Below are 26,263 nucleotides of genomic sequence, written 5' to 3' on the forward strand. Positions count from 1 at the left end.
CCTGACACCGACCGCGAGAGTCGTGTGTGCCGAACGCCGTTTCCGGCAGCACCGGAAACCGAACGGTACTACATGAAAAGAATGCTGATTAACGCGACTCAGCCCGAAGAGTTGCGTGTTGCACTGGTCGACGGCCAACGCCTGTACGACCTGGACATCGAATCGGGCGCCCGCGAGCAGAAGAAGGCCAATATCTATAAAGGCCGCATCACCCGCGTCGAACCCAGCCTCGAAGCCGCTTTCGTCGATTTCGGCGCCGAGCGCCACGGCTTCCTCCCCCTCAAAGAAATCTCCCGCGAATACTTCAAGAAGAACCCCGAAGGCCGCATCAACATCAAGGAAGTGCTGAGCGAAGGCCAGGAAGTCATCGTCCAGGTCGAAAAGGAAGAACGCGGCAACAAGGGCGCCGCCCTCACCACCTTCATCAGCCTGGCTGGCCGCTACCTGGTGCTGATGCCCAATAATCCGCGCGCCGGCGGCATTTCCCGCCGCATCGAAGGCGAAGAACGCAACGAGCTGCGCGAAGCCCTCAACGGTCTCAACGCCCCCGCCGATATGGGTCTCATCGTTCGCACTGCCGGCCTGGGCCGCAGCAGCGAAGAACTGCAATGGGACCTGGACTACCTGCTGCAGCTCTGGACTGCCATCAAGGAAGCGTCCCAGGACCGCGCCGCCCCGTTCCTGATCTACCAGGAATCCAACGTCATCATCCGCGCGATTCGCGATTACCTGCGCCAGGACATCGGCGAAGTGCTGGTCGATAGCGTCGAGGCCCAGGAAGAAGCGCTCAGCTTCATCCGCCAAGTGATGCCTCAGTACGCCAGCAAGATCAAGCTGTATGAGGACAGCGTCCCGCTGTTCAATCGCTTCCAGATTGAAAGCCAGATCGAAACGGCATTCCAGCGCGAAGTCAAACTGCCGTCCGGTGGTTCCATCGTCATCGACCCGACCGAAGCCCTGGTATCCATCGACATCAACTCCGCTCGCGCGACCAAGGGCGGCGATATCGAAGAAACCGCGCTGCAAACCAACCTGGAAGCCGCTGAAGAGATCGCCCGCCAGCTGCGCCTGCGCGATATCGGTGGTCTGATCGTCATCGACTTCATCGACATGACGCCGGCCAAGAACCAGCGCGCCGTCGAAGAGAAGGTGCGCGAAGCCTTGGAAGCCGACCGTGCACGCGTCCAGATCGGTCGCATCTCGCGCTTCGGCCTGCTGGAGATGTCCCGCCAGCGCCTGCGCCCCTCCCTGGGCGAAACCAGCGGTATCGTCTGCCCGCGCTGCAACGGTCAAGGCATCATCCGTGACGTCGAATCCCTGTCGCTGGCGATCCTGCGCTTGATCGAAGAAGAAGCGCTGAAAGACCGCACTGCCGAAGTGCGCGCGCGCGTGCCCTTCCAGGTTGCAGCCTTCCTGCTGAACGAAAAACGCAACGCCATCACCAAGATCGAGTTGCGCTCCCGTGCTCGCATTTTTATCCTGCCGGATGACCACTTGGAAACCCCGCACTTCGAAGTGCAGCGCCTGCGCGACGACAGCCCGGAAGTCCTGGCCGGTCAATCGAGCTACGAAATGGCGCCGAGCGAGGCCGAAGAAGCCCACCCCATCAGCGCCACCCGCACCCTGGTTCGTCAGGAAGCCGCGGTGAAGACCGCGCCGCAGCGCACCGTTCCCGCACCGGTACCGGCCAGCGAACCCACAGCCGCCGCCAAACCCTCCGCGGAACCGAACCTGTTCAAGGGCCTGGTCAAGTCGCTGGTCAGCCTGTTCGCCGGCAAGCCGGAAGAGAAACCCGCCGAAACCACCGGCAAGCCGAGCAGCGAACGTCCGGCGCGTAGCGAGGAGCGGCGCTCCAGCCGCCAGCAGAACCGCCGCCGCGATGGCCGCGAAGGTGGTCGCCGCGATGACGAGCGCAAGCCGCGCGAAGAACGCCAGGCTCGCGAAGAACGTCAACCCCGCGAGCAACGCGAAGAGCGCCAGCCGCGCCCGCCCCGCGAGGAACGCCCGCGTGACCGCGAAGTAGCCGAAGGCCAGGAGAGCCGTCGCGAACGCCAGCCGCGCGAAGAGCGTCAACCGCGCGAGGAACGCAAGCGTGAGCTGCGCGAACCGCTGGATGCCCAGCAGGAAACCACGCGCGAAGAGCGCCCTGCCCGTCCGCCGCGCCCTCCGCGCGAAGAGCGTCAGCCCCGCGCCGCCGAGCAGGCCGCGAACGAAGAAGAACTGCTGCAGGGTGAAGAGCAGCACGAAGAGTCCCAGGAAGGCAGCGATGGCGAACGCCCCCGCCGCCGCTCTCGTGGTCAACGCCGCCGCAGCAACCGTCGTGAACGCCAGCGCGACGCCCAAGGCAACGAAATCGAAACCACCGAGGAAGACGGTGCCGAACGCAACGAACCGCAGGTCTCCGGTCTTGCAGTGGTTGCGGCAGCAGAGGCCTCCGGCGTGATCGCCAGCGAAATCCAGGCGGAAACCGCAGCAGCCGAGCAAGGCGTTCAGCCAGAAGCAGAAACCAGCGCCCCTGCCGAAGCCGAGGTCGTTACTTTCGTCGCCGAGCAGGCTGCTACCGAGCAGCCCCAGGCAGAGGCCGAGGTAGCTACCGCCACACCGGAAGAGCCTGCAGCCCAAGCGCCCGAGGAAACCGCCGCTACACCTGCGACCGAGACTGCCCCCGAAGCTCCGCAAGCCGCTTTGGAGCAACCAGCCGCACCGGTCGCTCCGAGCACGGGCCGCGCACCGAACGATCCCCGTGAGGTCCGTCGCCGTCAACGCGAGGCCGAACGCCTGGCACGGGAAGCTGCGGAAGCCGCCAAGGCAGCCGAAGCCACACAACAGGTCGAGGCACCAGTAGCCGAAGCGAATGTAGAAGTGGAAGCAGAAGCCACTGCAGAGCCGAGCACCGAAGCCGTTCAACCGGTGGACGAAGCCCAGGTGATCGAGCCGATCGCTCCGACCGTAGAACCGGAATCGGTCGAGCCTGAAGCCGAAAAGACCATAGCCGAGGCAACCAACGAGCCGGAAAGCGCGGCCACGCCTGAAACCGAAACCGAAACCGAAACCGAAACCGAAACCGAAAAAACGGAAGACCAGCAGAGTGATGAAATCAAGCCACACGCTTGATTTCACACTGCCAATAAAAGGGGATGCCTAGGCATCCCTTTTTATTGATGGCTCCGAACCACCGCCTCACCACTGGAATCAGCAAGTTCAAATCACGTTCGGCTCTATCTCCAGCGCCACGCCGAAGCGTGCAGCGACATCCGCCTGTATCCGTTGCGCCAAGCCCAACAATTGTGCCCCGCTGGCATTGCCATAATTCACCAGGACCAACGCCTGCAAGCGATGCACGCCCGCATCACCGTCTCGAAAGCCTTTCCAGCCAGCCCGCTCGATCAACCAGCCCGCTGCCAACTTTACTTGCCCATTGGCCTGGGGATAGACCACCAGATCCGGGTGCTCAGCTTGTAAATGCACCGCGACCTCCGCACTGACCAGCGGATTCTTGAAGAAACTACCGGCATTTCCAAGCTCGGCAGGGTCTGGCAATTTTTCCCTGCGAATGGAACAGATCGCATTGCTCACATCGATAGCCGTGGGATCGGAAATACCTTGATCAGCCAATCGCTGCCGCACCGGCCCATAGTCCAGATGCAGGCGCTTTTGGCGACTCAAGGCAAAGCGCACCCGCAGAATGAGCCACCGTCCTGCCTGTCGCTTGAACAGACTATCCCGATAACCGAACGCGCAGTCTTCCAACATGAAGTCCCGCAGCTCGCCACTATGACGATCGAGCGCGGTCAGCCCGGCAAAGACATCCTTGATTTCCACACCATAGGCACCGATGTTCTGCATCGGTGCAGCCCCCACGGTGCCGGGAATCAGGCTGAGGTTTTCCAGGCCGATCAAGCCCTGGGACAGACTCCACAGCACGAATGGATGCCACGGCTCTCCCGCCTCCGCCTCGACGACTACCTGTTCACCATCGTCGCTAAGAATGCGAATGCCTCGGCTGGCCATCCGCACTACCAAGGCCTCGACATCAGCCGTCAGCAGCAGATTGCTCCCTCCGCCGATCAACAGCAAAGGCAGCCCTTTCTGCTCGGCATCACTCAAAGCCTTGCGCAGTTCTTGCTCCCCCCGCACTTCTACGAACAGGCGGGCGGATACGTCCACGCCGAACGTATTGAACGGCTTCAGCGACTGGTTTTCCTGAAAATGCAAACTCACAGCCGCCCCTTGATCTCTGCCAGAAGCGCATCGCTGGCCCTCTCGATCAGGTCCAGAACCTGCTCGAAGCCGTCTTCACCGCCATAGTAAGGATCAGGCACTTCGTCCAACGCCATGTCATAGCGGCGCAAGAAAAGATCCAACTCGGCCCGGGCAGTCGCAGGCCGCACCGCCTGGATATTCCGAAGGTTGCTGCGATCCATTGCCAGGACCAGATCGAAGCGCTCGAAATCTTCGCGCTGGAACTGACGGGCGCGCAACCCGGACAGGTCATACCCACGCAGACGCGCAGCCCGGCAGGTACGGCTATCCGGAGCCTTTCCCACGTGCCAGTCGCCCGTCCCCGCCGAATCGATATGAATTCGCTCTTCCAGGCCTGCTTCACGCACGCGATGGCGAAAGACGCCTTCCGCAGTCGGCGAACGGCAAATATTGCCGAGACATACGAACAGAACGCGCATCACGCCCCCAGCAGGCGGCGCACCCGCTCCAGGTCTTCCGGCGTATCCACACCGGCCGGCGGCGCTTCCAACGCATCGGCGACATGGATGCGCACGCCATGCCAGAGCGCACGCAACTGTTCCAGGCTTTCGGTGTTTTCCAGCCAGCAGGGCCCCCAGGAAACGAAGTCATGGAGAAAACCGGCACGGTAGGCATAGATTCCGATATGCCTGCGATACGGAACGCCGACAGGCAGGCTTTCCTTGCTCTGCGCAAAGGCATCACGCGCCCAAGGCAACGGGGCACGACTGAATGTCAGCGCGAGACCATCAAGATCCGCAACGACCTTCACGACATTGGGATTGAACAACGAGGCCACGTCTTCGATCGGCTCAGCCAGTGTCGCGATCCCCGCTTCGGGATGAGCAGCCAGATTGCCGGCCACCTGGTCGATGATCGAAGGGGGGATCAATGGCTCATCGCCTTGTACGTTGACGACGATGGCGTCGCTGGCCAGGCCCAATTGAGCCGCCACTTCGGCCAGCCGGTCAGTCCCGGAGTTATGCTCGACACGGGTCAGCAACACCTCCGCACCGAACGCACGACACGCCTCGACAATACGCGCATCGTCGGTGGCCACAACCACACGACTGGCGCCGCTACGCCCGGCCTGCTCCCAGACGTGGCGAATCATCGGTTTGCCGGCGATATCCTGCAGCGGTTTACCGGGCAGGCGGCTGGAGGCAAAACGAGCGGGGATGACAACGGTAAAGTCGATACTCATTTGTCCAGACGCTCATCGACACTGAGGGTACGGGCTTCGCTTTCCAGCATGACCGGGATGCCGTCGCGCACAGGGAATGCCAAAGCATCCGCCTTGCAGATCAGTTCGGATTTATCGTCGGTGAGCTTGAGCGGCCCTTTGCACAAAGGGCAGGCCAGAATATCGAGCAGTTTCGGATCCATGGGAAATTCCTGAGGTGGTCTAGTCATCCGGATATGCCGGCTCGAAGCGCCCTCTCCGGCGCCGGCCTCGTCTGCATCCGAAGCCAGATGGACAGGCAGGATCAGAGACGGTCGGGCAACAGACGGACCAGTTGCGCATCGAACCAGGCAACGAAGCTGGCCGATGGCATGGCATCCACTGCCAGATACCACCAGTCTTCAGCCGCGAAACCTCGGCATTTCACCGCATCCTTTTCGGTCATCACCAGGGGTAGCGGCGGGCTGAAATGCAGCTCAGCGGCGCTGTATCGGGCGTGGTCGGCGAAGGCGTGCGGAATCGGGCGCCAGTGTAGCGCTTCGAGGGTAGCGAAGAAACGCCGTGGATTACCGATGCCAGCAACCGCGTGCATTGCTTGCCCTGAAGGAAAACTGTCCAGCGCCCGCCGTTCGTCACTGGCCAGATTGATCAGTGCGGAGGGCCGCAGCTGGAAAGCGAAACCATCCTGCCGGTCCTCAGCGGCACCGTTATAGAGCAAGGCGTCCACACTGAGCAGGCGAGTTTCAGGTTCGCGCAGAGGACCGGCCGGAAGGCAGCGGCGATTACCCAGGCCACGGGCGGCATCGATCAGAACCAACTCCAGGTCGCGCGCCAGGCGATAGTGCTGCAACCCGTCGTCGCATAGGATCAGATCCAGCGACTCGGTTTCCAGCAAGGCGCGCACCGCCCGGGGCCGGTCGGGATCGATCACCAGGGGTACGCCTGTGCGCTGGACGATCAACAAGGGCTCGTCGCCAGCCTGCTCCGCGGCGTCCGTCAGTTTGACACGCCAAGGCAGTTGCGGAGGATGGGCACCATAGCCGCGGCTGACCACGCCGACCCTCAACCCACGCGCCCGGCAATGTTCGATCAGCCAGAGGATCAGCGGCGTCTTGCCGGTGCCGCCAACGGTGATATTGCCAACTACCACCACCGGAACAGGCGGACGGTAGATATTCCCCTCGCCGGCCAGGAAACGCTCCCGACGCCGTGTCACTACGCGACGGTAGAGAGCCTCCAGCGGGCGCAGGAGGCCGAGTGCGGGGTGCCCCCGGTACCAAGCCTCCTGCAGGCGATCGGCGAGACTCACGGAGCCGGCTGCGCCTCGATCGTAGTGATCCGCAAATGGGCGAAGCCGAGCTTGCCGGCCGCGTCCATTGCCGTGATCACCGCTTGGTGAGGCGTCTTGGCATCGGCACTGATGACCATCGGCACGCTGTTGTCGCCGCCCGATTCCTTGCTCAACGCCGCCATCAGACTGGCCAGGTCGCTCTTCAGCAGGGCCTGCCCGTTCAACGAATAGTTGCCCTCGGCATCGATCAGGACTTCCAGCCGCTTCACCTCGGCTTCTTCCGGCGGCGTACCACTGGCTGCTTCGGGCAGGTCGACCTTGAGCTGGGTCTCACGAGTGAACGTGGTGGTCACCACGAAGAACAGCAACAGGATGAACACCACATCGATCAACGGAGCCAGGTTGATCTCGATGTTTTCCCGCGGTTTGCGCCGGAATTTCACGCCTTGCCCTCACCCAGGTCGACGTCGCGATCACCCTGTACCACTTCCACCAGCTTGATGGCTTCCTGCTCCATGCCGACCACCAGCTCATCCACCCGACGCTGCAGGTAACGATGGAAGAACAACGCCGGGATCGCCACGATCAGACCAGCCGCCGTGGTGATCAACGCCTTGGCGATCCCGCCCGCCAGCATTGGGGCATTGGCCATACCGGCACCCATGAAGGCACTAAAGATTTCGATCATGCCCAGCACGGTGCCGAGCAGGCCAAGAAGCGGGGCCACAGCCGCGATGGTACCGAGCGCGGTGAGATAACGTTCCAGCTCATGGATGACCCGGGCGGCGGCCTCTTCGATGCATTCCTTCATGATCTCGCGACCATGCTTGGAGTTGGCCAGGCCCGCCGCAAGAATCTGCCCCAACGGCGAATTGTTACGCAGTTCCTTGAGTTTGTCGTTGCTGAGTTGCTTGTCCTTGATCCAGCGCCAGACCTGTCCGAGCAGATGCGGCGGCGTGACGCGGCTGGGCCGCAGTGTCCATAGACGTTCGGCGACGATACCGGCGGCTGCGATGGAACAGAGAATGATCGGCAGCATGATCCAGCCGCCTGCTTTGACCAGTTCCCACACGAGATGAATCCCCCTCGAAAAAGTGGCGACACTCTAGCATAGGGACATCCCTCCGCCGACCGCTCCGGTTCTCATTTTTCCCGCCAGAATCGCCCCTGTGCACGTAACGCTTGCGCGGGCAGCCATTCGCCCAGATGTACCCGTACGGCCCCGGTCAGCGCACTGTCATGGATCTCGAGCGAAAACCGGCGATAGCGGGCGAGTACGGAAGGATGTGGATGACCGAAGGCGTTGTGCCGCCCCCGTGAAATCAGCACGGCGCGGGGAGCAACCGCCTGCAGGAAGGCCGGAGACGAAGAGCTCCTGCTACCGTGATGAGGCGCTACCAACCAGTCGGCCCGTACGGTCATGCCGCTGCCGACCAAGGCACGTTCGGCGGCCTCATCTATATCGCCTGTCAGCAGCAGGCGCTCGCCATTGGCTTCGATGCGCAACACGCAGGATGTCGCGTTCCCCTTGTCCGCATCGGCCCAGCGCCAAGTGGCGAAACGCACACCATCCCACTCCCAGCTCTCGCCCGCTACGCAAGCATCCGCCTCCAGCCGGGCGGACAGACGCGACGGCTCGCCACTCAGTACCCTGGCCACCGGCATTCCCCTCTGGACTGCCAAGGCACCGCCGGCATGATCGTTGTCCGCATGGCTCAGCAGCATGACATCGAGCCGCTGCACCCCCAGGCTACGCACGGACGGCAGGACAACGCGCTCACCAATATCGAATTCGCCGAAACGCGGTCCCGTGTCATAGAGAAGCGCATGCCCATTCGTCCGTACCAGCACTGCGAGCCCCTGGCCAACATCCAGCATCCAGACCTCCGCTCTGCCGGGCTCAGGTCTTTCCAGGGACGGAAAGAACAAGGGCACGAGTAGCGCCAGACCAAGACCACGCACAGGGACGCCCGCTGGCAGCAGCACCAGCAGTGTCCCCGTCGCGGCCAGCGCCCAGCACCACAACGGCAGCTTTGGCGGAAGCCAGGCGGGCAGCCAATCGGCGATAACCCCGAGGATCAGGAACAGCCATTCCAGCGACCAACCCGCCAGCCAGAGCAGGCCCTCGCCAAGCCAGGGAACCGGCAGCAGCAAGGTACCCAGCAAGGCCAATGGCACGCTGATCACGCTGACCCAGGGTACCGCCAGCAGATTGGCCAGAGGACCGCTGGCACTGATCGGCAACCCCAGCGCCAGCAACAGAGGTAACAGGCCCACCGCCATCGTCCACTGCGCCCGTCCGAGCGTTCGCCACCAGGACCAGGCACCAAGACGCCCACTGAATACCAGCGAGAGAATCGCTACAGCACCGAAAGACAACCAGAAACCCGGCTGGAGACTGGCCAGGGGCTCCAGTGACAGGACCCCGGCCAGCGCCAGGAGCAGCGGCAGCCAGACGCCAAGGTGACGAAACCGCAGCCGCCAGATCAGCAACACCGCTACCATCAGACAGGCACGTCGCACCGGAACCTCGAAGCCGGCCAGCAGCCCATACCCCAGGGCGCTGGCGAAAGCGAGGCTGCAAGCCCATGGCAGCCAAGGCAGGGACCTCGGCCACAAGCCCCAGCGCGCCAGGCCAGCAACCAAGGCATAGACCAGGCCCGCCAGGAGCGCGACATGCTGACCGGAGATGACCAGCAAATGAACGGTGCCGGTATCCTGCAGCAGACGCCAGTCCGCCGGCGCCAGGCCGGAGTCGTCTCCCAGCACCAACGCCGCGACGCCGCCCTGGCGGCCGTGCGCATCGACCTGCAGCATGCGCAGACGCAGCGAATCGCGCCACGCCGCGGGCCCTTGTGCCGCCCGTAGCCGCTCACCACTTTTCACCGTGCCGGTCGCACCGATCCGCTGGGCAAGCAGCCAGGACTCGTAATCGAACGATTGGGGATTGACCAAGCCATGGGGCCGCTTCAAGCGTACCGCCAGGCGCCAACGCTCACCGGCATGTACCGGAGGCCCGCCATACCAGGCCAGGCGCATACTCCGCGGCAGTCGGGTACGTCGCGAGACGGCTTCGTCCAACTGGAAGCGCACCACGCCGTCCCGATGCTCCGGCAAACCACTCACCTGCCCTTCCAACCAGAGGGTCTGGCCGTCCAGCGAAGGCGGTAGCCGATCATCCAGCGCCCATTGCGCCGAGGTGCATGCCCAACTGAAACCCAACAGAAAGAAAGCCAGGGGATAGCTGCGGAATGGCAACAGCATCAAGCCGAACAAGGCGAGGACGGACAGCAGCCACGTCGGCGGTAACGCCGGAAGAAAGCGCAGGGCGAGCAGCCCGGCAACGAACGCGACAATCCCTGTGCGCATTGAGTGAAGCTCCTCAACAGGCAGCGCCGGCCGACGTCGGCCGACCTGTGCCTGCTATTCGTTGTCACAAACTCTGACAGCAGCCTGTAGTGAATGGGTGCATAATAAGCCCGCTTCCGTTTGCCAGAGAGCCTTCATGCCGCGTCGTTTCTTCAAGCGCTACATGCCCAATCCAGAGAGCATCAAAGGGAACAAGTCCCTGCGCTTTCTCGGCAAGCTGATCCACGACCCCAACCTCTGGCATCTCAATCGTCATTCGGTCGCCCGCGCCATGGCGGTCGGCCTGTTCTCCGCCTTCGTCCCGATCCCCATGCAGATGCTGTTGGCCGCCTCGCTCGCCGTACCGATGCGAGCCAATCTGCCGATTTCCGTGGGCCTGGTGTGGCTGACCAACCCCATCACCATGCCGCCGGTATTTTTCTGCACCTACAAGCTGGGTACCTGGATTCTGCAGACACCTTCGGAAAACATGCCCGCCGAACTGACGATGGCCTGGATCAGCGCCAAGCTCGCCTCGCTCTGGGAACCATTGCTGGTCGGCTCGCTGGTAGCAGGGCTTGTGTTTGCGATCCTGGGCTACTTTCTCACCATGACCTACTGGCGCTGGTGGGTTCGGCACAACTGGCGCAAACGCCAGGAAGCTCGCCGGCAGCGCAACGCCTGATCCTTAGGTATCAGAGCTGCCGGAGTCTAGCGCGCCCACCTTCGGGACTTCTGTGACATCGCGGGCAGAGAAACTCAGTCTCCACCCGCATCGGGTCACTCGTAGCGCAGCGCTTCCGCCGGCTGGGTACGCGATGCGCGCCAGGCGGGATAGAGGGTCGCCAGGAAGCTCAGGATCAGCGCGGCGCTACAGATGAGCAGCACGTCGAACGCCTGAAGGTCGGACGGCAGATAGTTGATGAAGTAGACGTCTGAACTGAGGATCTGCTGGCCAGTGACACGCTCCAGCCATCCGATCAGGTTGCTCACATTCAACGCGGCCAACACGCCCAGCACACCGCCAATCAGGGTACCGACAAGACCGATGACCGTCCCCTGAACCATGAAGACAGCCATGATCAAGCCCGGCGTGGCACCCAGGGTGCGTAGGATGGCGATGTCCGCACGCTTGTCGGCGACCACCATGACCAGAGTCGCGATGATGTTGAAGGCTGCCACGGCAATGATCAGCAGCAGCAGCAGTGCGATCATGGTCTTTTCCATCTTCATCGCACTGAACAGGCTGCCCTGGGTATGGGTCCAGTCATCCGCCCGATAGCCCTCACCCAACTGGGCGGCAATCGCGCTGGATACCTGAGGCGCCTGGTACAAATCCTTCAGCGCAAGACGCACACCCTGCACCTGATGGGGCTGCCAGCGCTGTATCTGGGCCGCGTCCTCCAGATCGATCAAAGCCAACGAACCATCCAGCTCGGCACCGACTTTGAACACGCCGACCACGGTGAACCGCTGCATGCGTGGTGTGATGCCGCCCGGAGCGGAACTGATTTCGGGAACGATGAGCGTCAGCTTGTCCCCCACGTTAAGGCGAAAACGCCGTGCCGTGATGTCACCAATGACCATCCCGAACTCACCGGGCGCGAGCGTTTCCAGGCTCCCCTGCTGCATATGCGAACCGATGATGGAAACCTTCGATTCCATCCGCGGATCGATACCGTTCACCTGAATCGGCTGCATCCCACCACGATAAGAAAGCATACCTTCCAGTTCGCTGATCGGCGCCGCGGCTATCACTTGGGAGTTCTTCAACGCAGCGGCGGCCACTGGCTGCCAGTCATCCAACGGCTGGACGCCCGAGAGTGTCGCATGGGGCACCATGCCGAGAATGCGCGAACTCATCTCCTTCTGGAACCCGTTCATCACCGACAGTACGACGATCATCGCCAGGACACCCAGCGCCAGACCGATCATCGAGGTCAGCGAGATGAACGAGATGAAGTGGTTGCGTCGCTTGGCCCGGGTGTAACGGGTACCGATGAATATCGCGAGAGGCTTGAACATATCAGGCTGCCACCAACCGGCCTTCTTCCAGGCGCAGCACACGGTCCATCTGCCGTGCCAGTTGCATGTCGTGGGTCACTACCAGGAAGGCGGTTCGCGACGATTTGCTCAGCTCCAGCATCAATTCCTGGATGCCGTGGGCCGTATGCTGATCGAGGTTGCCGGTCGGCTCGTCGAGCAAGACCAGGGCCGGCTGGTTGACCAATGCGCGGGCGATGGCTACCCGCTGACGCTCGCCGCCGGACAGCTCCGCCGGCTTGTGCGCCGTACGATGACCGAGGCCGACCCGCTCCAGCAACGCCTGGGCCCGCTGGCGGGCTTCGGCGATCGGCGCCTGACCGATCAGCAGTGGCATGCAGACGTTCTCCAGTGCCGTGAACTCAGGCAACAGGTGATGGAACTGATAGACGAACCCCAACTGACGATTGCGCAACAGACCACGGGCCTTCTCGCTCAGCGCGGACAACTCCTGGCCCGCCAGCCACACGCTGCCGTGGCTCGGCGTATCCAGACCACCCAGCAGATTGAGCAAGGTACTCTTGCCGGACCCGGAGCTGCCGACAATGGCGATCCGCTCACCGGGATGCAGTTCCAGTTGCACGTCACTTAACACCTCGACCGATTGCGGGCCTTGCTCATAGCTCTTGCCCAGATCGCGGCAACTCAGGACAGCCTTGTCCTGCACGGAAATATCACTCATAGCGCAAGGCCTCCGCAGGCTGGGTGCGCGCGGCACGCCAAGCCGGATAAAGGGTAGCGAGGAAACTCAGGACCAACGCGGCGGCACAGATCAACAGCACGTCCTCGCCCATCAGCTGGGAAGGCAGGTAGTCGATGAAGTACACGTCGGCGTTGAGGAATTTGTGGCCCAGCAAGCGCTCCAGCGCAGCGATCCAGGCGCTGATATTGAGGGCTGCGAAGATGCCCAGCACCGCCCCGATCAGTGTGCCGACCACGCCGATGACAGTACCTTGCACCATGAAGACGCCCATGATCTGCCGTGGCGTCGCGCCGAGGGTCCGCAGGATGGCGATGTCACCCTTCTTGTCGGTGACCACCATGACCAGCGTGGAAATGATGTTGAACGCGGCCACCGCAATGATCAGCAGCAGCAGCAAGCCAATCATGGCCTTTTCCATGCGGATCGCCTGATATAGGTTGCCGTGGGTGCGGGTCCAATCGCGGGCGTAGTATTCGTCGCGCCCCAGGGAAAGCGCCAGCTCCCAGGCCGTTCGCGGCGCCTGGAAGAGATCGTCGAACTTCAAGCGAATACCCTGGACCTGCGACCCCTGCCAGCGATGCAGCCGCGCCAGGTCCTGCAGATGAGTCATGGCCACATAGCCATCCAGCTCGCCGGCACCGACATGGAAAATGCCCACCACGGTGAAACGCTTCATCCGGGGAAACATGCCCGCCGGCGTCACCGTGACCTCGGGCGCGACAAAGGTAATCTTGTCGCCCAGACCAACGCCCAGCTTGCTCGCCGCCTTGTCGCCGATGACGATGCCGAATTCGCCGGCTTTCAGCGCGTCCAGGCTGCCTTCGCGGAAGAAGTCGCCGATGATCGATACCTTGCGCTCTTCCTCCGGATCGATGGCATTGATCAGTACCTTCTGCACCTTACCGTCATGGGTGAGCAAGCCCTGCATCTGCGTGAAGGGTGCCACCGCCAGCACCTGCGGGTTCTTCATCACCCGCTGGGCGATATCACGCCAGTCGTCGATCGGCTGGTCGCCCTCGATGGTGGCATGAGGCACCATGCCCAGCACGCGGGTTCGCATCTCATGATCGAATCCGTTCATCACCGACAGCACCACGATCATCACTAGCACGCCCAGCGCCAGACCAATCATGGAAGTGAGAGAAATAAAGGATACGAAGTGGTTACGGCGCTTGGCACGCGTGTATCGCGCGCCGATGTAGACGGACAGCGGTCTGAACATAGAGGAGTTGATTCGCTGGCGAAAGAAGGGACGTCCTTGTGGCGAGGCCCGGATAGCGGCTTTACACTCTGAACACTACTGCAGCCATGGGTTCGCCATGTCGACCAAAGATGTAGACGATCGCCGCGAATACTATCGCATCACGGATACGATCGCATTGGAAATTCGCCCTGCCGAAAACTCCGGTAACGGACCGGCCGGCGATCTTCCCGATACCCCGCCGCTGTTCAATCTGCTCAGCGAACTACACCTGATGGACTTCGAATCGCAACATCTGTTACGACACATCAGCGAGCGCGACCGAACCCTCGCCAACTACCTGAAGGTCATCAACAAACGCATCGATCTCCTGGGCCAGGCGCTGGCACAAGGGCTCCTTCGCGAGATCGGCACGCGCAAGACCGTAGTGCTATCCGAGGGCGGCATCAATTTCACCCACTCCGAGGCTTTTCCTGCGGGAACGCTGCTCGCCCTGCGCATGGTGTTGATGCCCCAGGCCCTGGGCATGCTGCTGCAAGGACGGGTCGTCCACTGCCAATCCCGCGCGGACGGATCATTCGAAATCGGCGCCGAGTTCGAAGCGTTGACCGATGCACAGCGGCAACTGCTGGCTCGTCATATCCTGCAGAAGCAGGCCCTGGAACGCCGCCAGGCCCGCGAACGCCCCGACCCGCAATGATGAGATGACCATGCCACGCCGCTTACTGCTCACCCTGTTGTTCACCACTACCCTGCCCTGCTTCGCCGACACTCTGGAAATCCCGGTCGGGCAACAAGGCGCCACGGACATTGCGATGCCCAGCCGCGGCGAGTCGCAGCGCGCCGTTCTCGAGCGCTTCGGTCTGGCCGATGAAGAGCATCCTCCGGTCGGCCGACCACCGATCACCCGCTGGGATTACCGGGACTTTTCCGTCTATTTCGAAAGCGGTCGCGTCATCGACAGCGTCCGCCATCACCAGCCCCGTCATCCGAAGGAAGAATGAGTTGACTCTGATCTACGGCCATCGCGGCGCCAAAGGCGAAGCACCGGAAAACACCCTCGCCAGTTTCCAGAAGTGCCTGGAGCATGGTGTCCGCCGTTGCGAACTGGATCTCCATCTTTCTCGCGACGGCGAGCTGATGGTCATCCACGACCCGACGCTGAAGCGCACCACCGGTCGTCACGGTAAGGTCGTGCAGCACAGCGCCGAGGAACTGGTGGGCTATGACGCACGCCAAGGTGGTCCAGGCTGGGTCCATCCCTGCCCCATCCCTCGACTCAGCGAACTGTTCGAAAAATGCGATTTCGAGCATTGGCAACTCGAGGTGAAAAGCGCTTCGCGCGTGCGCGCCGCCCGTACGGTATTGGCCATCCAGGCGCTGGCGGAGCGATACGGTCTGCTCGACAAAGTCACCGTAACGTCCAGTTCGCGGGAAGTATTGAGAGCCCTGAACCGCCTGACACCCCAACTATCCCGCGGCCTGGTGGCCGAGTACGCCTGGCTCGATCCGCTGAAAGTCGCCAAGCACAATGGCTGCGAACTCCTGGCCCTGAACTGGACGCTGTGCACACCGGAACGTCTCGAGAAAGCACAGAAACAGGGACTGCACGTATCGGTATGGACAGTGAACGAACCGGCCCTTATGCGCCGGCTCGCCGACTTCGGTGTCGACAGCCTGATCACCGACTTCCCCGGCCTGGCAGTAGCCACTCTGACGCGCTGAGCGATACCGCAGATAAAAGAAAACCGGCCGCAAGGGCTAATGCCAGTCAGTTAAGCTGACTGGCATTTTTATTTTTGGTCGGGTACTTGGACGGTTTGGGCCTGACGACCCGGGGATAGCGGCGATCTTCCCGGCGATGCGGGAGGACGTAATGCCTGGCTGAGGCCTGCAGTTCGGCCAGATAGCGGGGGATGTTGCCGGGATGGTTCAGGGAGGTGCCGTTGAGGAACCCCAGGATCGCCCAGGTGCAGGCCGTGAAGCTCATCTCGCAAGGGTAGATGCCAGGGCAGTGGCGACTCATCTCCAGCATCTGATAGCGCAGCAGGTTGTAGGCCAACAGGACGCCCCAGAGTTCCTGCTCGATCATTTCCGGCGTCTTGCTACGCAGCGTGTAGTGGCTGGCCAGCAGGCCCTGTTTCATTTCCCGGTAGCCCAGCTCGATTTCCCAGCGTTGGCTGTACAGGTCAACGATTTCATCGGACGGGAAGCGCAAGGGGTCGGTCATCGAAGTCAGTATCTGACGCACCTTGCCCTTGATCGTCTTGCTCAGTAGCCGCGCCTGCAGCGTTTCCGGCAGATCGGGCCATTGTTTGCGCGCCTGCGGTGACGTGTGCAGGGTCACGAGGGCATCCTGGCGTCCCAGACGCTGGACGACTTCGTACTGAGTGTCTTTGCGCAAGGGCAGCAACCAATGGCGTTGGGTGCCTGTCCGTTGCCAGCGATGCAGCAAGCCCAGCGAGTAGAAACCCCGGTCGAACAGCGTCAGCGAGTGGTCGGGCGTGCTCTCGATCAGTTGCTCGGCCAGTTTCATTTCGTTGCTGTGATAGCCGGCCAAGGCACTGCTGACCAACAGGTGGCTGGTCAACTCCATCTGACAGACCATGCGGACTTGAGGAAACCCCGTGTCGCCATGTTGGTTGCTGGCACTGCCGTAGCGTTCGCGATTCTCCGGTGTATCGGGCGTGCGCCAGACCACCCCGTCGACGCTGAGCAAACGGAGTCCCGCCCAGGTCGGGTGATGGGCCGTCTCATGCCAGCGCCGCTGGGTTAGCGCGAACACTTCGCGGACCGCCTCGCTGCCCAGGCGTTGACGCCCCTGCACCACCGCGCTGGGCGCCACCAGCGGCCGCTGCCCGGGCAACCTGATGTCCAGGTGGTTGACGACATCCCAGGTCGACATGCGGCGGCACAAGGCCATGCCGATCACACACCAGATCATCGCCTCCAAGGGCAGGCGCCGCTTGCGGATCGTGGCGATCCCCGCGGACTCGAAGGCCGACTTGACCAGTTCGGGGTCGAGCAGCGCTCCGAGCCCTTCAAGGGACTGGGTGCCAGCAGCGACGTCATGGGTCAGTGCGAGCGCGCGGGAAAGTCGCATAAAAAATCCGATGCCTGAAACAGGCATCGGATTCTGCTCCCCGTTCGCCAAAGGTCAAGGCGGCGGGCTTAACTGACTGGCATTAGCCGCAAGGGCCGGTTTCTTTTTCCAACTGCCTGCTCAGAAACTCTCCCGATTCGGCCAATGCCAATCCCGGAGCGCACCGAGAGGTTCCTCTCCGACCGGCTCAGGCCACCGGTCGGAGCGGCTCAAAAAAGCCTGTTGAGACCGTCGAACGCAGCAACCCGATAAGCCTCGGCCATGGTCGGGTAGTTGAAGGTCGTGTTGACGAAATACTTGATGGTATTCGCCTCGCCCTTCTGGTTCATGATCGCCTGGCCAATGTGGACGATCTCCGAGGCCTGGTAACCAAAGCAGTGCACGCCGAGGATTTCCAGGGTCTCTCGGTGGAACAGAATCTTCAGCATACCCACCGGCTCAACGGCAATCTGGGCGCGCGCCATGCTCTTGAAGAAAGCCTTGCCCACTTCATAAGGCACCTTAGCCTGGGTCAGTTCACGCTCGTTCTTACCGATGGAGCTGATCTCGGGGATGGTGTAGATACCCGTCGGCACGTCGTCGACGAAGCGCCAGCTATCGTTCTCGACGATGCTGCCTGCTGCCGAACGCCCCTGGTCATAGGCCGCACTGGCCAGGCTGGGCCAACCGATCACGTCGCCCGCCGCATAAATGTTGCTGACCTCGGTCCGGTAATGCTCATCGACCTTGATCTGGCCGCGGCTGTTGACCTTGATACCGATGTTCTCCAACCCCAGCTTGTCGGTGTTGCCGGTGCGGCCGTTACACCAGAGCAAGGCATCGGCCTTGATCTTCTTGCCGGACTTCAGGTGCAGGACAACGCCGTTATCCACGCCCTCGATGCGCTCGTATTCCTCGTTATGGCGGATGAGCACATTGTTATTGCGCAGGTGGTAGCTAAGCGCATCGGAAATCTCGTCGTCGAGGAAGCTGAGCAACTGGTCGCGGTTATCGATGAGATCGACCAACACCCCCAGGCCACTGAAGATCGACGCATACTCACAGCCGATCACGCCGGCTCCATAGATGATCAGGCGACGCGGCGTATGGCTGAGGGTCAGGATGGTGTCGCTGTCGTAGACTCGTGCGTGAGTGAAATCGACATCCGCCGGACGATAGGGCCGCGACCCCGTGGCGATCACGATCTGCTGGGCGACCAGCTTTTCCACCATGCCGTTGAGGCACACCACCTCGATCGTCTGCTCGTCGGAGAAGCTCGCGGTGCCGAAGAAGGTATCGATGCGGTTTCGGGCGTAGTAGCCGGTGCGCGACGTGACCTGCTTGGCGATGACCTTTTCCGCGCTCTTGAGCACGTCGGGAAAGGAGAACCAGCGAGGCTCACCGATCTGGCGGAACATCGGGTTGGTGTTGAACTGCATGATCTGCCGCACGGAGTGTCGCAGCGCCTTGGAGGGGATGGTGCCGAGGTGCGTACAGTTGCCTCCGACTAGCGGACGGTTGTCAACCACCGCAACCTTGCGCCCCGCTTTCACGGCATTCATCGCCGCGCCTTCACCCGCCGGGCCCGAACCCAGCACCACGACATCGTAGTTGTAGACCGCCATGATTACTCCTTGAGGACAGGCCGAAGCGCAACCGCTGCCTCGGCAGAACCGGGATCGCAACGATCCCGGCCATCGCTTTCTTATGTGTTCCGGCAGATCCCATCCGACGCTGGTCGGATGGATGAAACGTTCAACGCTTGCTGGCGTCGTAGGCGAGATCGCTGACACCGGCTTTGCCCGGAGCCTTGTCGGCATTCGCCTCTTCGCATTTACTGAAATCGCCACCGCAGATCGAGCACTCTTTCTCGATACCGAGGTTAGCAATGCCGCCGCAGGAGCCGGCGATCGGCTTGCGCCCCATGATCACGCCGATGGCCATGCCCAGGACGACCAGAAGCATGACCGCGAATACGATCAACCACGTCATGGTGTTTCTCCTTGCGCCGCGAACAGCGCATCGAATGCGGGAGTGCTCCGGGTGACGAAGCCGTCTCCCTCGCGGGTCACGAAGAATGCCGCTATCCCCTCGCGCTCGGCGAAGGCATAGCCGCGCTCGGGACCGAGCACCATTAAAAGAGTAGACAGCCCGTCCGCCTGCAGGGTTTCTGCATGCACCACGGTGACCGCCGCCAGCTTGTGGCTGATCGGAGCCCTCGTCTGTGGATCGAGCGTATGGGAATAACGGCGCCCGTTTTCCTCGAAGTAGTTACGGTAATCCCCCGAAGAGGAAACCCCATAGCCATCCAAGGCAAGAATCTTCTGCGCCACGCGCTCGCCGCTCTGCGGCGCCTCGATGGCGATTCGCCAGGATGAGCCGTCCGGCTTCTTGCCCACCGCTTTCAGTTCACCTGTCGCCTCAACCAGATAACTGGTCAACCCCAGGGATTGAAGCCGTTCGGTAATCCGATCCACCGCATAACCCGCGGCGATACTGTTGAAATCGACCTGGACCGGGGCGTCCTTGCAAAGCTGATCGCCCTGAATGGAAAGATGCTGATAGCCGAATTGCTCGCGTACCGCGGCAAGTTCTTCGGCACTGGGGACTTTTTCTGCCCTGGCCTTGGGTCCGAAGCCCCAGAGGTTGAGCAGCGGCTCCAGCGTCAGATCGAACGAGCCCTCGCTGAGTCGCGACAATCGGTCACCGGCCCTCACCAAGGTCAGGATGGGTTCCGGCATCGCCATGCAGGTGCCGCCAGGCGCTTCGTTGAAACGCTCGATATCGGAATCGTTGCGGTAGGTGGACATCTGGCGGTCGATATCGGCCAGGATGCGCTCCACTTCGGGTTGTACCTGCTCGGCACCCGGCATACCCGAGCCGCGTACGTACTTGACCGAGTAGGTGCTGCCCATCGTGGGGCCACCGAAGGTTTCTACCGTGTCGGAAAACAAGCAGCCCGTCAGGGCCGCCGCAAGTGCGGCGACGCTGACGGGCTTGAGTACTGCAGCAATCATGCTTAGCCGCCGAAGTCATCGAGAAGGATGTTCTCCCGCTCTACACCCAGATCGGTCAGCATCTTGATCACCGCCGCGTTCATCATCGGCGGGCCGCACATGTAGAACTCGCAATCTTCCGGCGCCGGGTGGTCCTTCAGGTAGTTCTCGTACAGCACATTGTGGATGAAGCCAGTCAGGCCGGTCCAGTTGTCCTCGGGCTGAGGATCGGAGAGCGCCAGATGCCACTGGAAGTTCTCGTTCTCCGCCTGGAGCTGATCGTACTCTTCGACATAGAAGGCTTCGCGCAACGAACGCGCACCGTACCAGAAGCTGATCTTGCGCTTGGATTTCAGGCGCTTCAGTTGGTCGAAGATGTGCGAACGCATCGGTGCCATGCCGGCACCACCACCGATGAACACCATCTCGGCGTCGGTATCCTTGGCAAAGAACTCACCGAAGGGGCCGTATACGGTGACCTTGTCGCCCGGCTTCAGATTGAATACCCAAGAGGACATCTTGCCCGCCGGAATATGGTCCTTGCCTGGCGGCGGCGATGCGATACGGATGTTGAACTTCACCAGACCGCGTTCTTCCGGGTAGTTCGCCATCGAGTAGGCACGGATCACGGTCTCGTCGACCTTGGACACGTAGCGCCACATGTTGAACTTGTCCCAGTCGCCGCGGTATTCGGGCTGGATATCGAAGTCCTTGTAGTTCACCACGTGCGGCGGGCATTCCAACTGGACGTAGCCGCCCGCACGAAAATCCACGTTCTCGCCTTCAGGCAACTTCAGAGTCAGCTCTTTGATGAAGGTGGCGACGTTGGGGTTGGACGCCACCGTGCACTCCCACTTCTTCACGCCGAAGACTTCTTCCGGCACCTCGATCTTCATGTCCTGTTTGACCGGAGTCTGGCAGGACAGGCGCCAGCCCTCGCCCGCTTCGCGGCGGGTGAAGTGCGACTCTTCGGTCGGCAGCATTTCGCCGCCGCCGCTCTCGACGACGCACTTGCACTGAGCGCAGGTACCACCGCCACCACAAGCGGACGAGAGGAAGATGTTGTTTGCCGCCAGGGTTTGCAGGAGCTTACCGCCGGCCGGCACCGTGATGGTTTTCTCGCCGTTGATTTCGATAGTCACGTCGCCGCTGGATACCAGCTTGGCACGCGCCAGCAGGATGATCACCACCAATGCCAGTACGATGGCGGTGAACATTCCGATGGCCAGGAAAATTTCGTAATTCATGTAGTCATCCCTTCCTTACAGCTGGACACCGGAGAAGGACATGAAGCCCAGGGACATCAAGCCGATGGTGATGAAGGTGATGCCCAGACCGCGCAGGCCTTCCGGCACGTCGCTGTACTTGAGCTTCTCGCGGATGCCCGCCAGGGTGGCGATTGCCAGCGCCCAGGACAGACCGGAACCCACGCCATAGGTGGCACTCTCCGCAAGGTTGTAGTCCCGCTCCACCATGAACAGCGAACCCGCCATGATGGCGCAGTTCACGGTGATCAAGGGCAGGAAGACCCCCAACGCGTTGTACAGGCTGGGCACGTACTTATCGAGCAGCATCTCGAGGATTTGCACGATCGCCGCGATCACGCCGATGTAGCTGAGCAGGCCGAGGAAGCTGAGATCGACTTCCGGCAGACCGGCCCAGGCCAGCGCACCGTCCTTGAGCAGGTAGGTGTAGATCAGGTTGTTGGCCGGCACGGTGATGGCCTGCACCACGATGACCGCGATGCCCAGACCGATGGCGGTTTCGACCTTCTTGGAAATGGCGATGAAGGTACACATGCCGAGGAAGAAGGCCAGCGCCATGTTCTCGACGAACACGGCCCGCACGAACAGGCTGATGTAATGCTCCATTAGTAGGCCTCCTTATTGGATACCTGCGGGGCCATCTTGAAGGCAGCGGGCTCGACCTGCTCCTTCTTCCAGGAGCGCAGGCCCCAGATGATCAGGCCGATCAGGAAGAATGCCGAAGGCGGCAGCAGCAACAGCCCGTTCGGCTGGTACCAGCCACCGTCGTTGACTACCGGAATGATCTCGTAACCCATCAGCTTCCCGGCGCCGAACAGCTCGCGGAACGTGCCGAGCACGATCAGCATGGCACTGTAGCCGAGCCCGTTACCGATACCGTCGAAGAACGACAGGATCGGCGGGTTCTGCATGGCGAAGGCTTCGGCACGCCCCATCACGATGCAGTTGGTGATGATCAGGCCGACGAATACCGACAATTGCTTGGACAGACTGAAGGCGTAGGCCTTGAGGATCTGGTCCACCACGATCACCAGCGACGCGATGATCACCATCTGCACGATCATGCGGATCGAGCTGGGGATCTGGCTGCGGATCATCGAGATGAACAGGTTCGAGAAGCCGGTTACCAGCGACAGGGCGATGGACATCACCAGAGCGGTCTTGAGGTTCGACGTCACCGCCAGCGCCGAGCAGATCCCGAGGATTTGCAGGCCGATGGGGTTGTTGTTCAGAACCGGATTGAACAGTACTTCTTTGATAGTCGGTTGCGACATGATCAGGCCTCCCCGGCGCGCAGGTTAGCGATAAAAGGACCGAAGCCGTTCTCGCCCAACCAGAAATGCAACAGGTTGTTCACCCCTTTGCTGGTCAGGGTTGCACCGGCCAAGGCATCGACCTGGTGCACGGCTTTCGGGCTTTGCGGGTCTACACCGCCTTTGACGATATCCACGGCAAGCGTGCCGTCTTCGGCGAAAAGGGTCTTGCCCGGCCACTGGCCGCGCCATTTCGGGTTGTCGACTTCACCACCCAGGCCGGGCGTCTCGCCATGCTGGTAGAAGCCCATACCGATCACGGTGTTGAGATCGCCCTTGATGGCCAGGAACCCATACAGGGTGGACCACAGGCCGTAACCGCGAACAGGCAGGATCAGGGTATCGAGCTGCCCGTCCTTCTCCACCAGATAGACAGTGGTGTAACGCTCCTGGCGCTTGATCGAGGCGATATCTTCCTCACCCGACAGTACCTTGGACAGCTTCGGGTCCTTGGCTGCCTTCAACGGGTCGAACGTCTTCGGGTCCTGTGCATCGGTGAATTTGCCGGTCTCGAGGTCGACTACCTTGGTCGTGATGCGGCTGTTGAACAGTTCCTTCACTTCACGAGCCGGCATTCCCGGCCGGCCCAGGCCAGCGATGGAGAGAATGCTGCGCTGCTTGTCCAGCAGGCGGTTGTCGAGCTGGGTCGGTTTCAAAGCCACGGCTGCGCCGGCAACGAATACCGAGCACACCAGGCAGACCAGGACCGCCACCGTCAGCGTACGGACGGTGGATTCTTTTTGACTAGACATTGCGTGCCAGCCTCCGCTTGATATTGGCCTGAACGACGAAGTGGTCGATCAGCGGTGCGAACAGGTTGGCGAACAGAATCGCCAGCATCATGCCTTCCGGGAAGGCCGGGTTGACCACACGGATCAATACGACCATCACACCGATCAAGGCACCGAAGATCCATTTGCCGACATTGGTCATGGAAGCCGACACCGGGTCGGTGGCCATGAAGACCATGCCGAAGGCGAAGCCGCCCACCACCATGTGCCAGTACCAGGGCATGGCGAACATCTGATTGGTCTGCGAGCCGATTGCGTTGAACAGCAGGCTGAGCCCGATCATACCGATCATCACACCGGCAACGATGCGCCAGGACGCGATCTTGGTCATCAGCAGCACGGCGCCGCCGATGAAGATAGCCAGCGTGCTGGTTTCACCTACCGAGCCATGCATGGTGCCGATGAAGGCATCCATCCAGGTGATGCCGTGGCCAATCACGTTCTCGATGCCACCCGCAGCGCTCAAGCTCAGCGCCGTGGCGCCGGCGAATCCGTCAACGGCAGTCCACACCGCGTCGCCGGACATTTGCGCCGGATAGGCGAAGAACAGGAAGGCACGGCCGGTCAGTGCCGGGTTGAGGAAGTTCTTGCCGGTACCGCCGAAGACTTCCTTGCCGATCACCACGCCGAAGCTGATGCCGAGGGCGACCTGCCAGAGCGGGATGGTCGGCGGCAGGATCAGAGCGAACAGCACGGAAGTAACGAAGAAGCCCTCGTTGACCTCATGCTTGCGGATCGATGCGAACAGCACTTCCCAGAAGCCACCGACGATAAAGGTCACCGCATAGATCGGCAGGAAGTAGGCCGCGCCCTGGACGAAGTTGTCCCACAGGCTATTCGGGTCGAAACCGGCCAGAGCGCCGGTCAGCGCAAAGCGCCAGCCGTCCTGAGCCGCGAGCAGCTCAGGGTTGGCTGCGAAGATCAGGTTGGCCTGATAGCCGACGTTCCACATGCCGAAGAACATCGCCGGGAAGGTGCACATCCAGACGGTGATCATCATGCGCTTGAGGTCAATGCCGTCGCGCACGTGAGCAGTCGTCTTGGTCACGCTGCCGGGGCGATAGAAGAAGGTGTCGATGGCTTCGTAAAGCGCATACCACTTCTCGTACTTGCCACCTTTTTCGAAGTTGTGCTCGATCTTGTCGAGGAATGCTCGAATACCCATGGATCAACCCTCCTTCTCGATACGGGTCAGGTTATCCCGCAGGATCGGGCCGTATTCGTACTTGCCGGCACAGACGTAGGTGCAGAGCGCCAGGTCTTCTTCGTCCAGCTCCAGGCAGCCGAGTTTCTGTGCCACTTCGGTGTCGCCAACGATCAGCGAACGCAGCAGTTGGGTCGGCAGGATGTCCAGCGGCATCACTTCTTCGTAGTTGCCGACCGGCACCATGGCGCGGGGGCTGCCGTTGGTGGTGGTGGAGAAGGCGAACTTCTTCGCCCCCATCAGCTTGGAAACGAAGATATTCAACACGGAGTGCTTGTCGACCCCGGCGCGCAGGTAATGCAGCATTTCACGGTCGTTACCTTCGCGCAGGCAGGACACCTGCAGGTGGTAGCGGCCCAGGTAGGCGAACGCACCGTGGGCGGTACGGCCGCCCAGCAACGAGCCGGATACGACGCGGTTGTAGCCGGGCTGCAGCTCACCGGCGGTCAGCTCATCCAGGTTGGCACCGACGCGGGTACGGACCAGGCGAGGCTTCTCGACCACCGGACCGGCCAGCGACACCACACGCTCCATCCACAACTGCCCTGTGGTGAACAGCTTGCCGACGGCGATCACGTCCTGATAGTTGATGGTCCAGACGCTCTTGGATGCGCTGACCGGATCGAGGAAATGAATGTGGGTGCCCGGCAGGCCGGCGGGATGTGGCCCGGAGAAGGACTCAGTCTGGACCTTCGACAGTTTCTCGCCCGCCACGCTGGCCCCTTCTGCCTTGCAGAGGAAGACCTTGGCGAGGTTGCCCAGCACCTTTAGGCCGTTCTCGAAGTCGGCAGCATGCTCGGCAATGATTACCGCCGGATCGGCAGCCAGCGGATGGGTGTCGATAGCCGTCACGAAGATGGAGCTCGGTGTGGCATCGATCGCCGGCACCTTGCTGAACGGACGGGCGCGCAATGCAGTCCATAGACCGGACTGTTGCAGGTTTTCGCGGACCTGCTCGCTGCTCAGGCTGTCCAACTGCGAAGCCGGATACTGAGCGAAGGTCTCCTGTTCATCGCCGTCGATGTCGATCACCACCGACTGCAGGACACGCTTCTCACCACGATGAATGGCACTCACCACCCCGGCAGCCGGCGCCGTGTAATGCACACCCGGCGTCTTCTTGTCGGAGAAGAGAACCTGACCGAGCTTGACCCGGTCACCGACCTGTACCTGCATGGTCGGCTTCATCCCGTGATAATCGAAGCCTATGACGGCGACGCTGCGAACCGGCCTTCCGGCCTCGATACGCTGCGCCGGCGCACCTGTTATGGGCAAGTCGAGCCCACGTTTTATTTTGATCATAGGTTTGCCTAACCACTGATTTTAGAAAGCTTTTTCAGGTACGAACGACACCCTCGAGCCGAACGCCGCGACATCGTGCCGCTGGCGTTATCGACATGAATGATGTATTCGAACCCAGGTAAAAAATCCGCTCGATTATAGAGGTCGTCCCCCACACTGGCCACCCAAGCGCTTGCTTTTTTTATGATTTCCATAAGCCGTCAGGCATCTGGGTCTTGACCAAAAGCAAGGAGAAGGTCAGAAAAAAGACATCACGAAAAACCGCGCCCGCAGCTATCCGATTCCTTTGATTTTTTCTC

Annotated in this window: 26 protein-coding genes; 5 read left to right on the forward strand and 21 right to left on the reverse strand. The window is 61.5% G+C overall.

The features are described from left to right. Positions 1 to 72 precede the first annotated feature (72 nt). Positions 73 to 3,114, forward strand: a complete 3,042-nt coding sequence (gene rne, locus PIN01S_RS04815) for a ribonuclease E (RefSeq protein WP_212633056.1) — start codon at positions 73 to 75, stop codon at positions 3,112 to 3,114. A gap of 87 nt (positions 3,115 to 3,201) precedes the next feature. Here the strand turns inward: rne and murB are convergent, their stop codons facing one another. The 8 genes from murB to PIN01S_RS04855 form a co-directional block, all read right to left on the reverse strand. After that, positions 3,202 to 4,221, reverse strand: coding sequence for a UDP-N-acetylmuramate dehydrogenase (murB, locus tag PIN01S_RS04820; RefSeq protein WP_084334009.1), 1,020 nt, complete (start codon positions 4,219 to 4,221; stop codon positions 3,202 to 3,204). Further along, positions 4,218 to 4,682 carry a low molecular weight protein-tyrosine-phosphatase gene (locus tag PIN01S_RS04825; RefSeq protein ID WP_084334010.1) on the reverse strand — a complete coding sequence of 155 codons (465 nt, stop codon included), beginning with the start codon at positions 4,680 to 4,682 and terminating at the stop codon, positions 4,218 to 4,220. Before PIN01S_RS04825 ends, murB begins: the two co-directional genes overlap by 4 nt. Then, positions 4,682 to 5,446, reverse strand: a complete 765-nt coding sequence (gene kdsB / locus PIN01S_RS04830; protein ID WP_084334011.1) for a 3-deoxy-manno-octulosonate cytidylyltransferase — start codon at positions 5,444 to 5,446, stop codon at positions 4,682 to 4,684. The genes PIN01S_RS04825 and kdsB overlap by 1 nt, the downstream gene beginning before the upstream one ends. Beyond that, on the reverse strand, positions 5,443 to 5,628 hold the full coding sequence (locus PIN01S_RS04835; RefSeq protein ID WP_084334012.1) for a Trm112 family protein: 186 nt from the start codon (positions 5,626 to 5,628) through the stop codon (positions 5,443 to 5,445). Before PIN01S_RS04835 ends, kdsB begins: the two co-directional genes overlap by 4 nt. Positions 5,629 to 5,729: 101 nt before the next feature. Then, on the reverse strand, positions 5,730 to 6,734 hold the full coding sequence (gene lpxK / locus PIN01S_RS04840) for a tetraacyldisaccharide 4'-kinase (RefSeq protein ID WP_084334013.1): 1,005 nt from the start codon (positions 6,732 to 6,734) through the stop codon (positions 5,730 to 5,732). Beyond that, entirely contained in the window at positions 6,731 to 7,159 is a 429-nt protein-coding gene (pocB, locus tag PIN01S_RS04845; RefSeq protein ID WP_084334014.1) for a flagellar polar localization protein PocB, read from the reverse strand. Before pocB ends, lpxK begins: the two co-directional genes overlap by 4 nt. Next, positions 7,156 to 7,788 carry a flagellar polar localization protein PocA gene (pocA, locus tag PIN01S_RS04850; RefSeq protein WP_084334015.1) on the reverse strand — a complete coding sequence of 211 codons (633 nt, stop codon included), beginning with the start codon at positions 7,786 to 7,788 and terminating at the stop codon, positions 7,156 to 7,158. The genes pocB and pocA overlap by 4 nt, the downstream gene beginning before the upstream one ends. A 71-nt stretch (positions 7,789 to 7,859) precedes the next feature. Beyond that, the gene (locus PIN01S_RS04855; protein ID WP_170837186.1) at positions 7,860 to 10,085 is read right to left on the reverse strand and encodes a DNA internalization-related competence protein ComEC/Rec2; all 2,226 of its coding nucleotides are present in this window, start codon (positions 10,083 to 10,085) and stop codon (positions 7,860 to 7,862) included. A gap of 136 nt (positions 10,086 to 10,221) precedes the next feature. Between PIN01S_RS04855 and PIN01S_RS04860 the strand changes: the two genes are divergently transcribed. Continuing rightward, positions 10,222 to 10,749, forward strand: coding sequence for a DUF2062 domain-containing protein (locus PIN01S_RS04860; RefSeq protein WP_084334016.1), 528 nt, complete (start codon positions 10,222 to 10,224; stop codon positions 10,747 to 10,749). Between the two features lie 95 nt (positions 10,750 to 10,844). On the opposite strand, the gene PIN01S_RS04865 is transcribed toward PIN01S_RS04860, so the two are convergent. The 3 genes from PIN01S_RS04865 to PIN01S_RS04875 are packed head-to-tail and all read right to left on the reverse strand — an operon-like array spanning position 10,845 to position 14,032. Next, positions 10,845 to 12,089 carry a lipoprotein-releasing ABC transporter permease subunit gene (locus PIN01S_RS04865; RefSeq protein ID WP_084334017.1) on the reverse strand — a complete coding sequence of 415 codons (1,245 nt, stop codon included), beginning with the start codon at positions 12,087 to 12,089 and terminating at the stop codon, positions 10,845 to 10,847. A 1-nt stretch (position 12,090) separates the two neighbouring features. Further along, positions 12,091 to 12,774, reverse strand: a complete 684-nt coding sequence (lolD, locus tag PIN01S_RS04870) for a lipoprotein-releasing ABC transporter ATP-binding protein LolD (protein ID WP_170837190.1) — start codon at positions 12,772 to 12,774, stop codon at positions 12,091 to 12,093. Between the two features lie 7 nt (positions 12,775 to 12,781). Further along, positions 12,782 to 14,032, reverse strand: a complete 1,251-nt coding sequence (locus tag PIN01S_RS04875) for a lipoprotein-releasing ABC transporter permease subunit (RefSeq protein WP_084334019.1) — start codon at positions 14,030 to 14,032, stop codon at positions 12,782 to 12,784. A 97-nt stretch (positions 14,033 to 14,129) separates the two neighbouring features. On the opposite strand from PIN01S_RS04875, the gene PIN01S_RS04880 reads away from it, so the two are divergent. The 3 genes from PIN01S_RS04880 to PIN01S_RS04890 are packed head-to-tail and all read left to right on the forward strand — an operon-like array spanning position 14,130 to position 15,736. Continuing rightward, positions 14,130 to 14,711 carry a PilZ domain-containing protein gene (locus PIN01S_RS04880; RefSeq protein WP_084334020.1) on the forward strand — a complete coding sequence of 194 codons (582 nt, stop codon included), beginning with the start codon at positions 14,130 to 14,132 and terminating at the stop codon, positions 14,709 to 14,711. Between the two features lie 4 nt (positions 14,712 to 14,715). Continuing rightward, entirely contained in the window at positions 14,716 to 15,015 is a 300-nt protein-coding gene (locus PIN01S_RS04885) for a phosphodiesterase (protein WP_084334021.1), read from the forward strand. 1 nt (position 15,016) lies between these two features. Continuing rightward, complete coding sequence (locus tag PIN01S_RS04890; RefSeq protein ID WP_084334022.1) at positions 15,017 to 15,736, forward strand: glycerophosphodiester phosphodiesterase; 720 nt, start codon at positions 15,017 to 15,019, stop codon at positions 15,734 to 15,736. A 46-nt stretch (positions 15,737 to 15,782) separates the two neighbouring features. Here the strand turns inward: PIN01S_RS04890 and PIN01S_RS04895 are convergent, their stop codons facing one another. From PIN01S_RS04895 to PIN01S_RS04940, 10 genes are all read right to left on the reverse strand, one after another. Next, positions 15,783 to 17,114 carry an IS4 family transposase gene (locus PIN01S_RS04895; protein ID WP_084334023.1) on the reverse strand — a complete coding sequence of 444 codons (1,332 nt, stop codon included), beginning with the start codon at positions 17,112 to 17,114 and terminating at the stop codon, positions 15,783 to 15,785. A 209-nt stretch (positions 17,115 to 17,323) separates the two neighbouring features. Next, the gene (gene sthA / locus PIN01S_RS04900; RefSeq protein WP_084334024.1) at positions 17,324 to 18,718 is read right to left on the reverse strand and encodes a Si-specific NAD(P)(+) transhydrogenase; all 1,395 of its coding nucleotides are present in this window, start codon (positions 18,716 to 18,718) and stop codon (positions 17,324 to 17,326) included. 130 nt (positions 18,719 to 18,848) lie between these two features. Beyond that, on the reverse strand, positions 18,849 to 19,085 hold the full coding sequence (nqrM, locus tag PIN01S_RS04905) for a (Na+)-NQR maturation NqrM (RefSeq protein WP_084334025.1): 237 nt from the start codon (positions 19,083 to 19,085) through the stop codon (positions 18,849 to 18,851). Then, entirely contained in the window at positions 19,082 to 20,110 is a 1,029-nt protein-coding gene (locus tag PIN01S_RS04910) for an FAD:protein FMN transferase (RefSeq protein ID WP_084334026.1), read from the reverse strand. The genes nqrM and PIN01S_RS04910 overlap by 4 nt, the downstream gene beginning before the upstream one ends. 2 nt (positions 20,111 to 20,112) lie before the next feature. Then, positions 20,113 to 21,336, reverse strand: a complete 1,224-nt coding sequence (nqrF, locus tag PIN01S_RS04915) for an NADH:ubiquinone reductase (Na(+)-transporting) subunit F (RefSeq protein ID WP_084334027.1) — start codon at positions 21,334 to 21,336, stop codon at positions 20,113 to 20,115. Between the two features lie 15 nt (positions 21,337 to 21,351). Further along, positions 21,352 to 21,960 carry an NADH:ubiquinone reductase (Na(+)-transporting) subunit E gene (nqrE, locus tag PIN01S_RS04920; protein WP_084334028.1) on the reverse strand — a complete coding sequence of 203 codons (609 nt, stop codon included), beginning with the start codon at positions 21,958 to 21,960 and terminating at the stop codon, positions 21,352 to 21,354. Continuing rightward, positions 21,960 to 22,634, reverse strand: coding sequence for an NADH:ubiquinone reductase (Na(+)-transporting) subunit D (locus PIN01S_RS04925; protein ID WP_170837189.1), 675 nt, complete (start codon positions 22,632 to 22,634; stop codon positions 21,960 to 21,962). The genes nqrE and PIN01S_RS04925 overlap by 1 nt, the downstream gene beginning before the upstream one ends. Beyond that, positions 22,631 to 23,419 carry a Na(+)-translocating NADH-quinone reductase subunit C gene (locus PIN01S_RS04930; protein ID WP_084334030.1) on the reverse strand — a complete coding sequence of 263 codons (789 nt, stop codon included), beginning with the start codon at positions 23,417 to 23,419 and terminating at the stop codon, positions 22,631 to 22,633. The genes PIN01S_RS04925 and PIN01S_RS04930 overlap by 4 nt, the downstream gene beginning before the upstream one ends. Further along, positions 23,412 to 24,623, reverse strand: coding sequence for an NADH:ubiquinone reductase (Na(+)-transporting) subunit B (locus PIN01S_RS04935; protein WP_084334031.1), 1,212 nt, complete (start codon positions 24,621 to 24,623; stop codon positions 23,412 to 23,414). Before PIN01S_RS04935 ends, PIN01S_RS04930 begins: the two co-directional genes overlap by 8 nt. A 3-nt stretch (positions 24,624 to 24,626) precedes the next feature. Next, positions 24,627 to 25,964 carry a Na(+)-translocating NADH-quinone reductase subunit A gene (locus PIN01S_RS04940; protein ID WP_084334032.1) on the reverse strand — a complete coding sequence of 446 codons (1,338 nt, stop codon included), beginning with the start codon at positions 25,962 to 25,964 and terminating at the stop codon, positions 24,627 to 24,629. Positions 25,965 to 26,263: the final 299 nt, after the last annotated feature.

The organism is Pseudomonas indica NBRC 103045 (genome assembly GCF_002091635.1).
Taxonomy (GTDB): domain Bacteria; phylum Pseudomonadota; class Gammaproteobacteria; order Pseudomonadales; family Pseudomonadaceae; genus Pseudomonas_M; species Pseudomonas_M indica.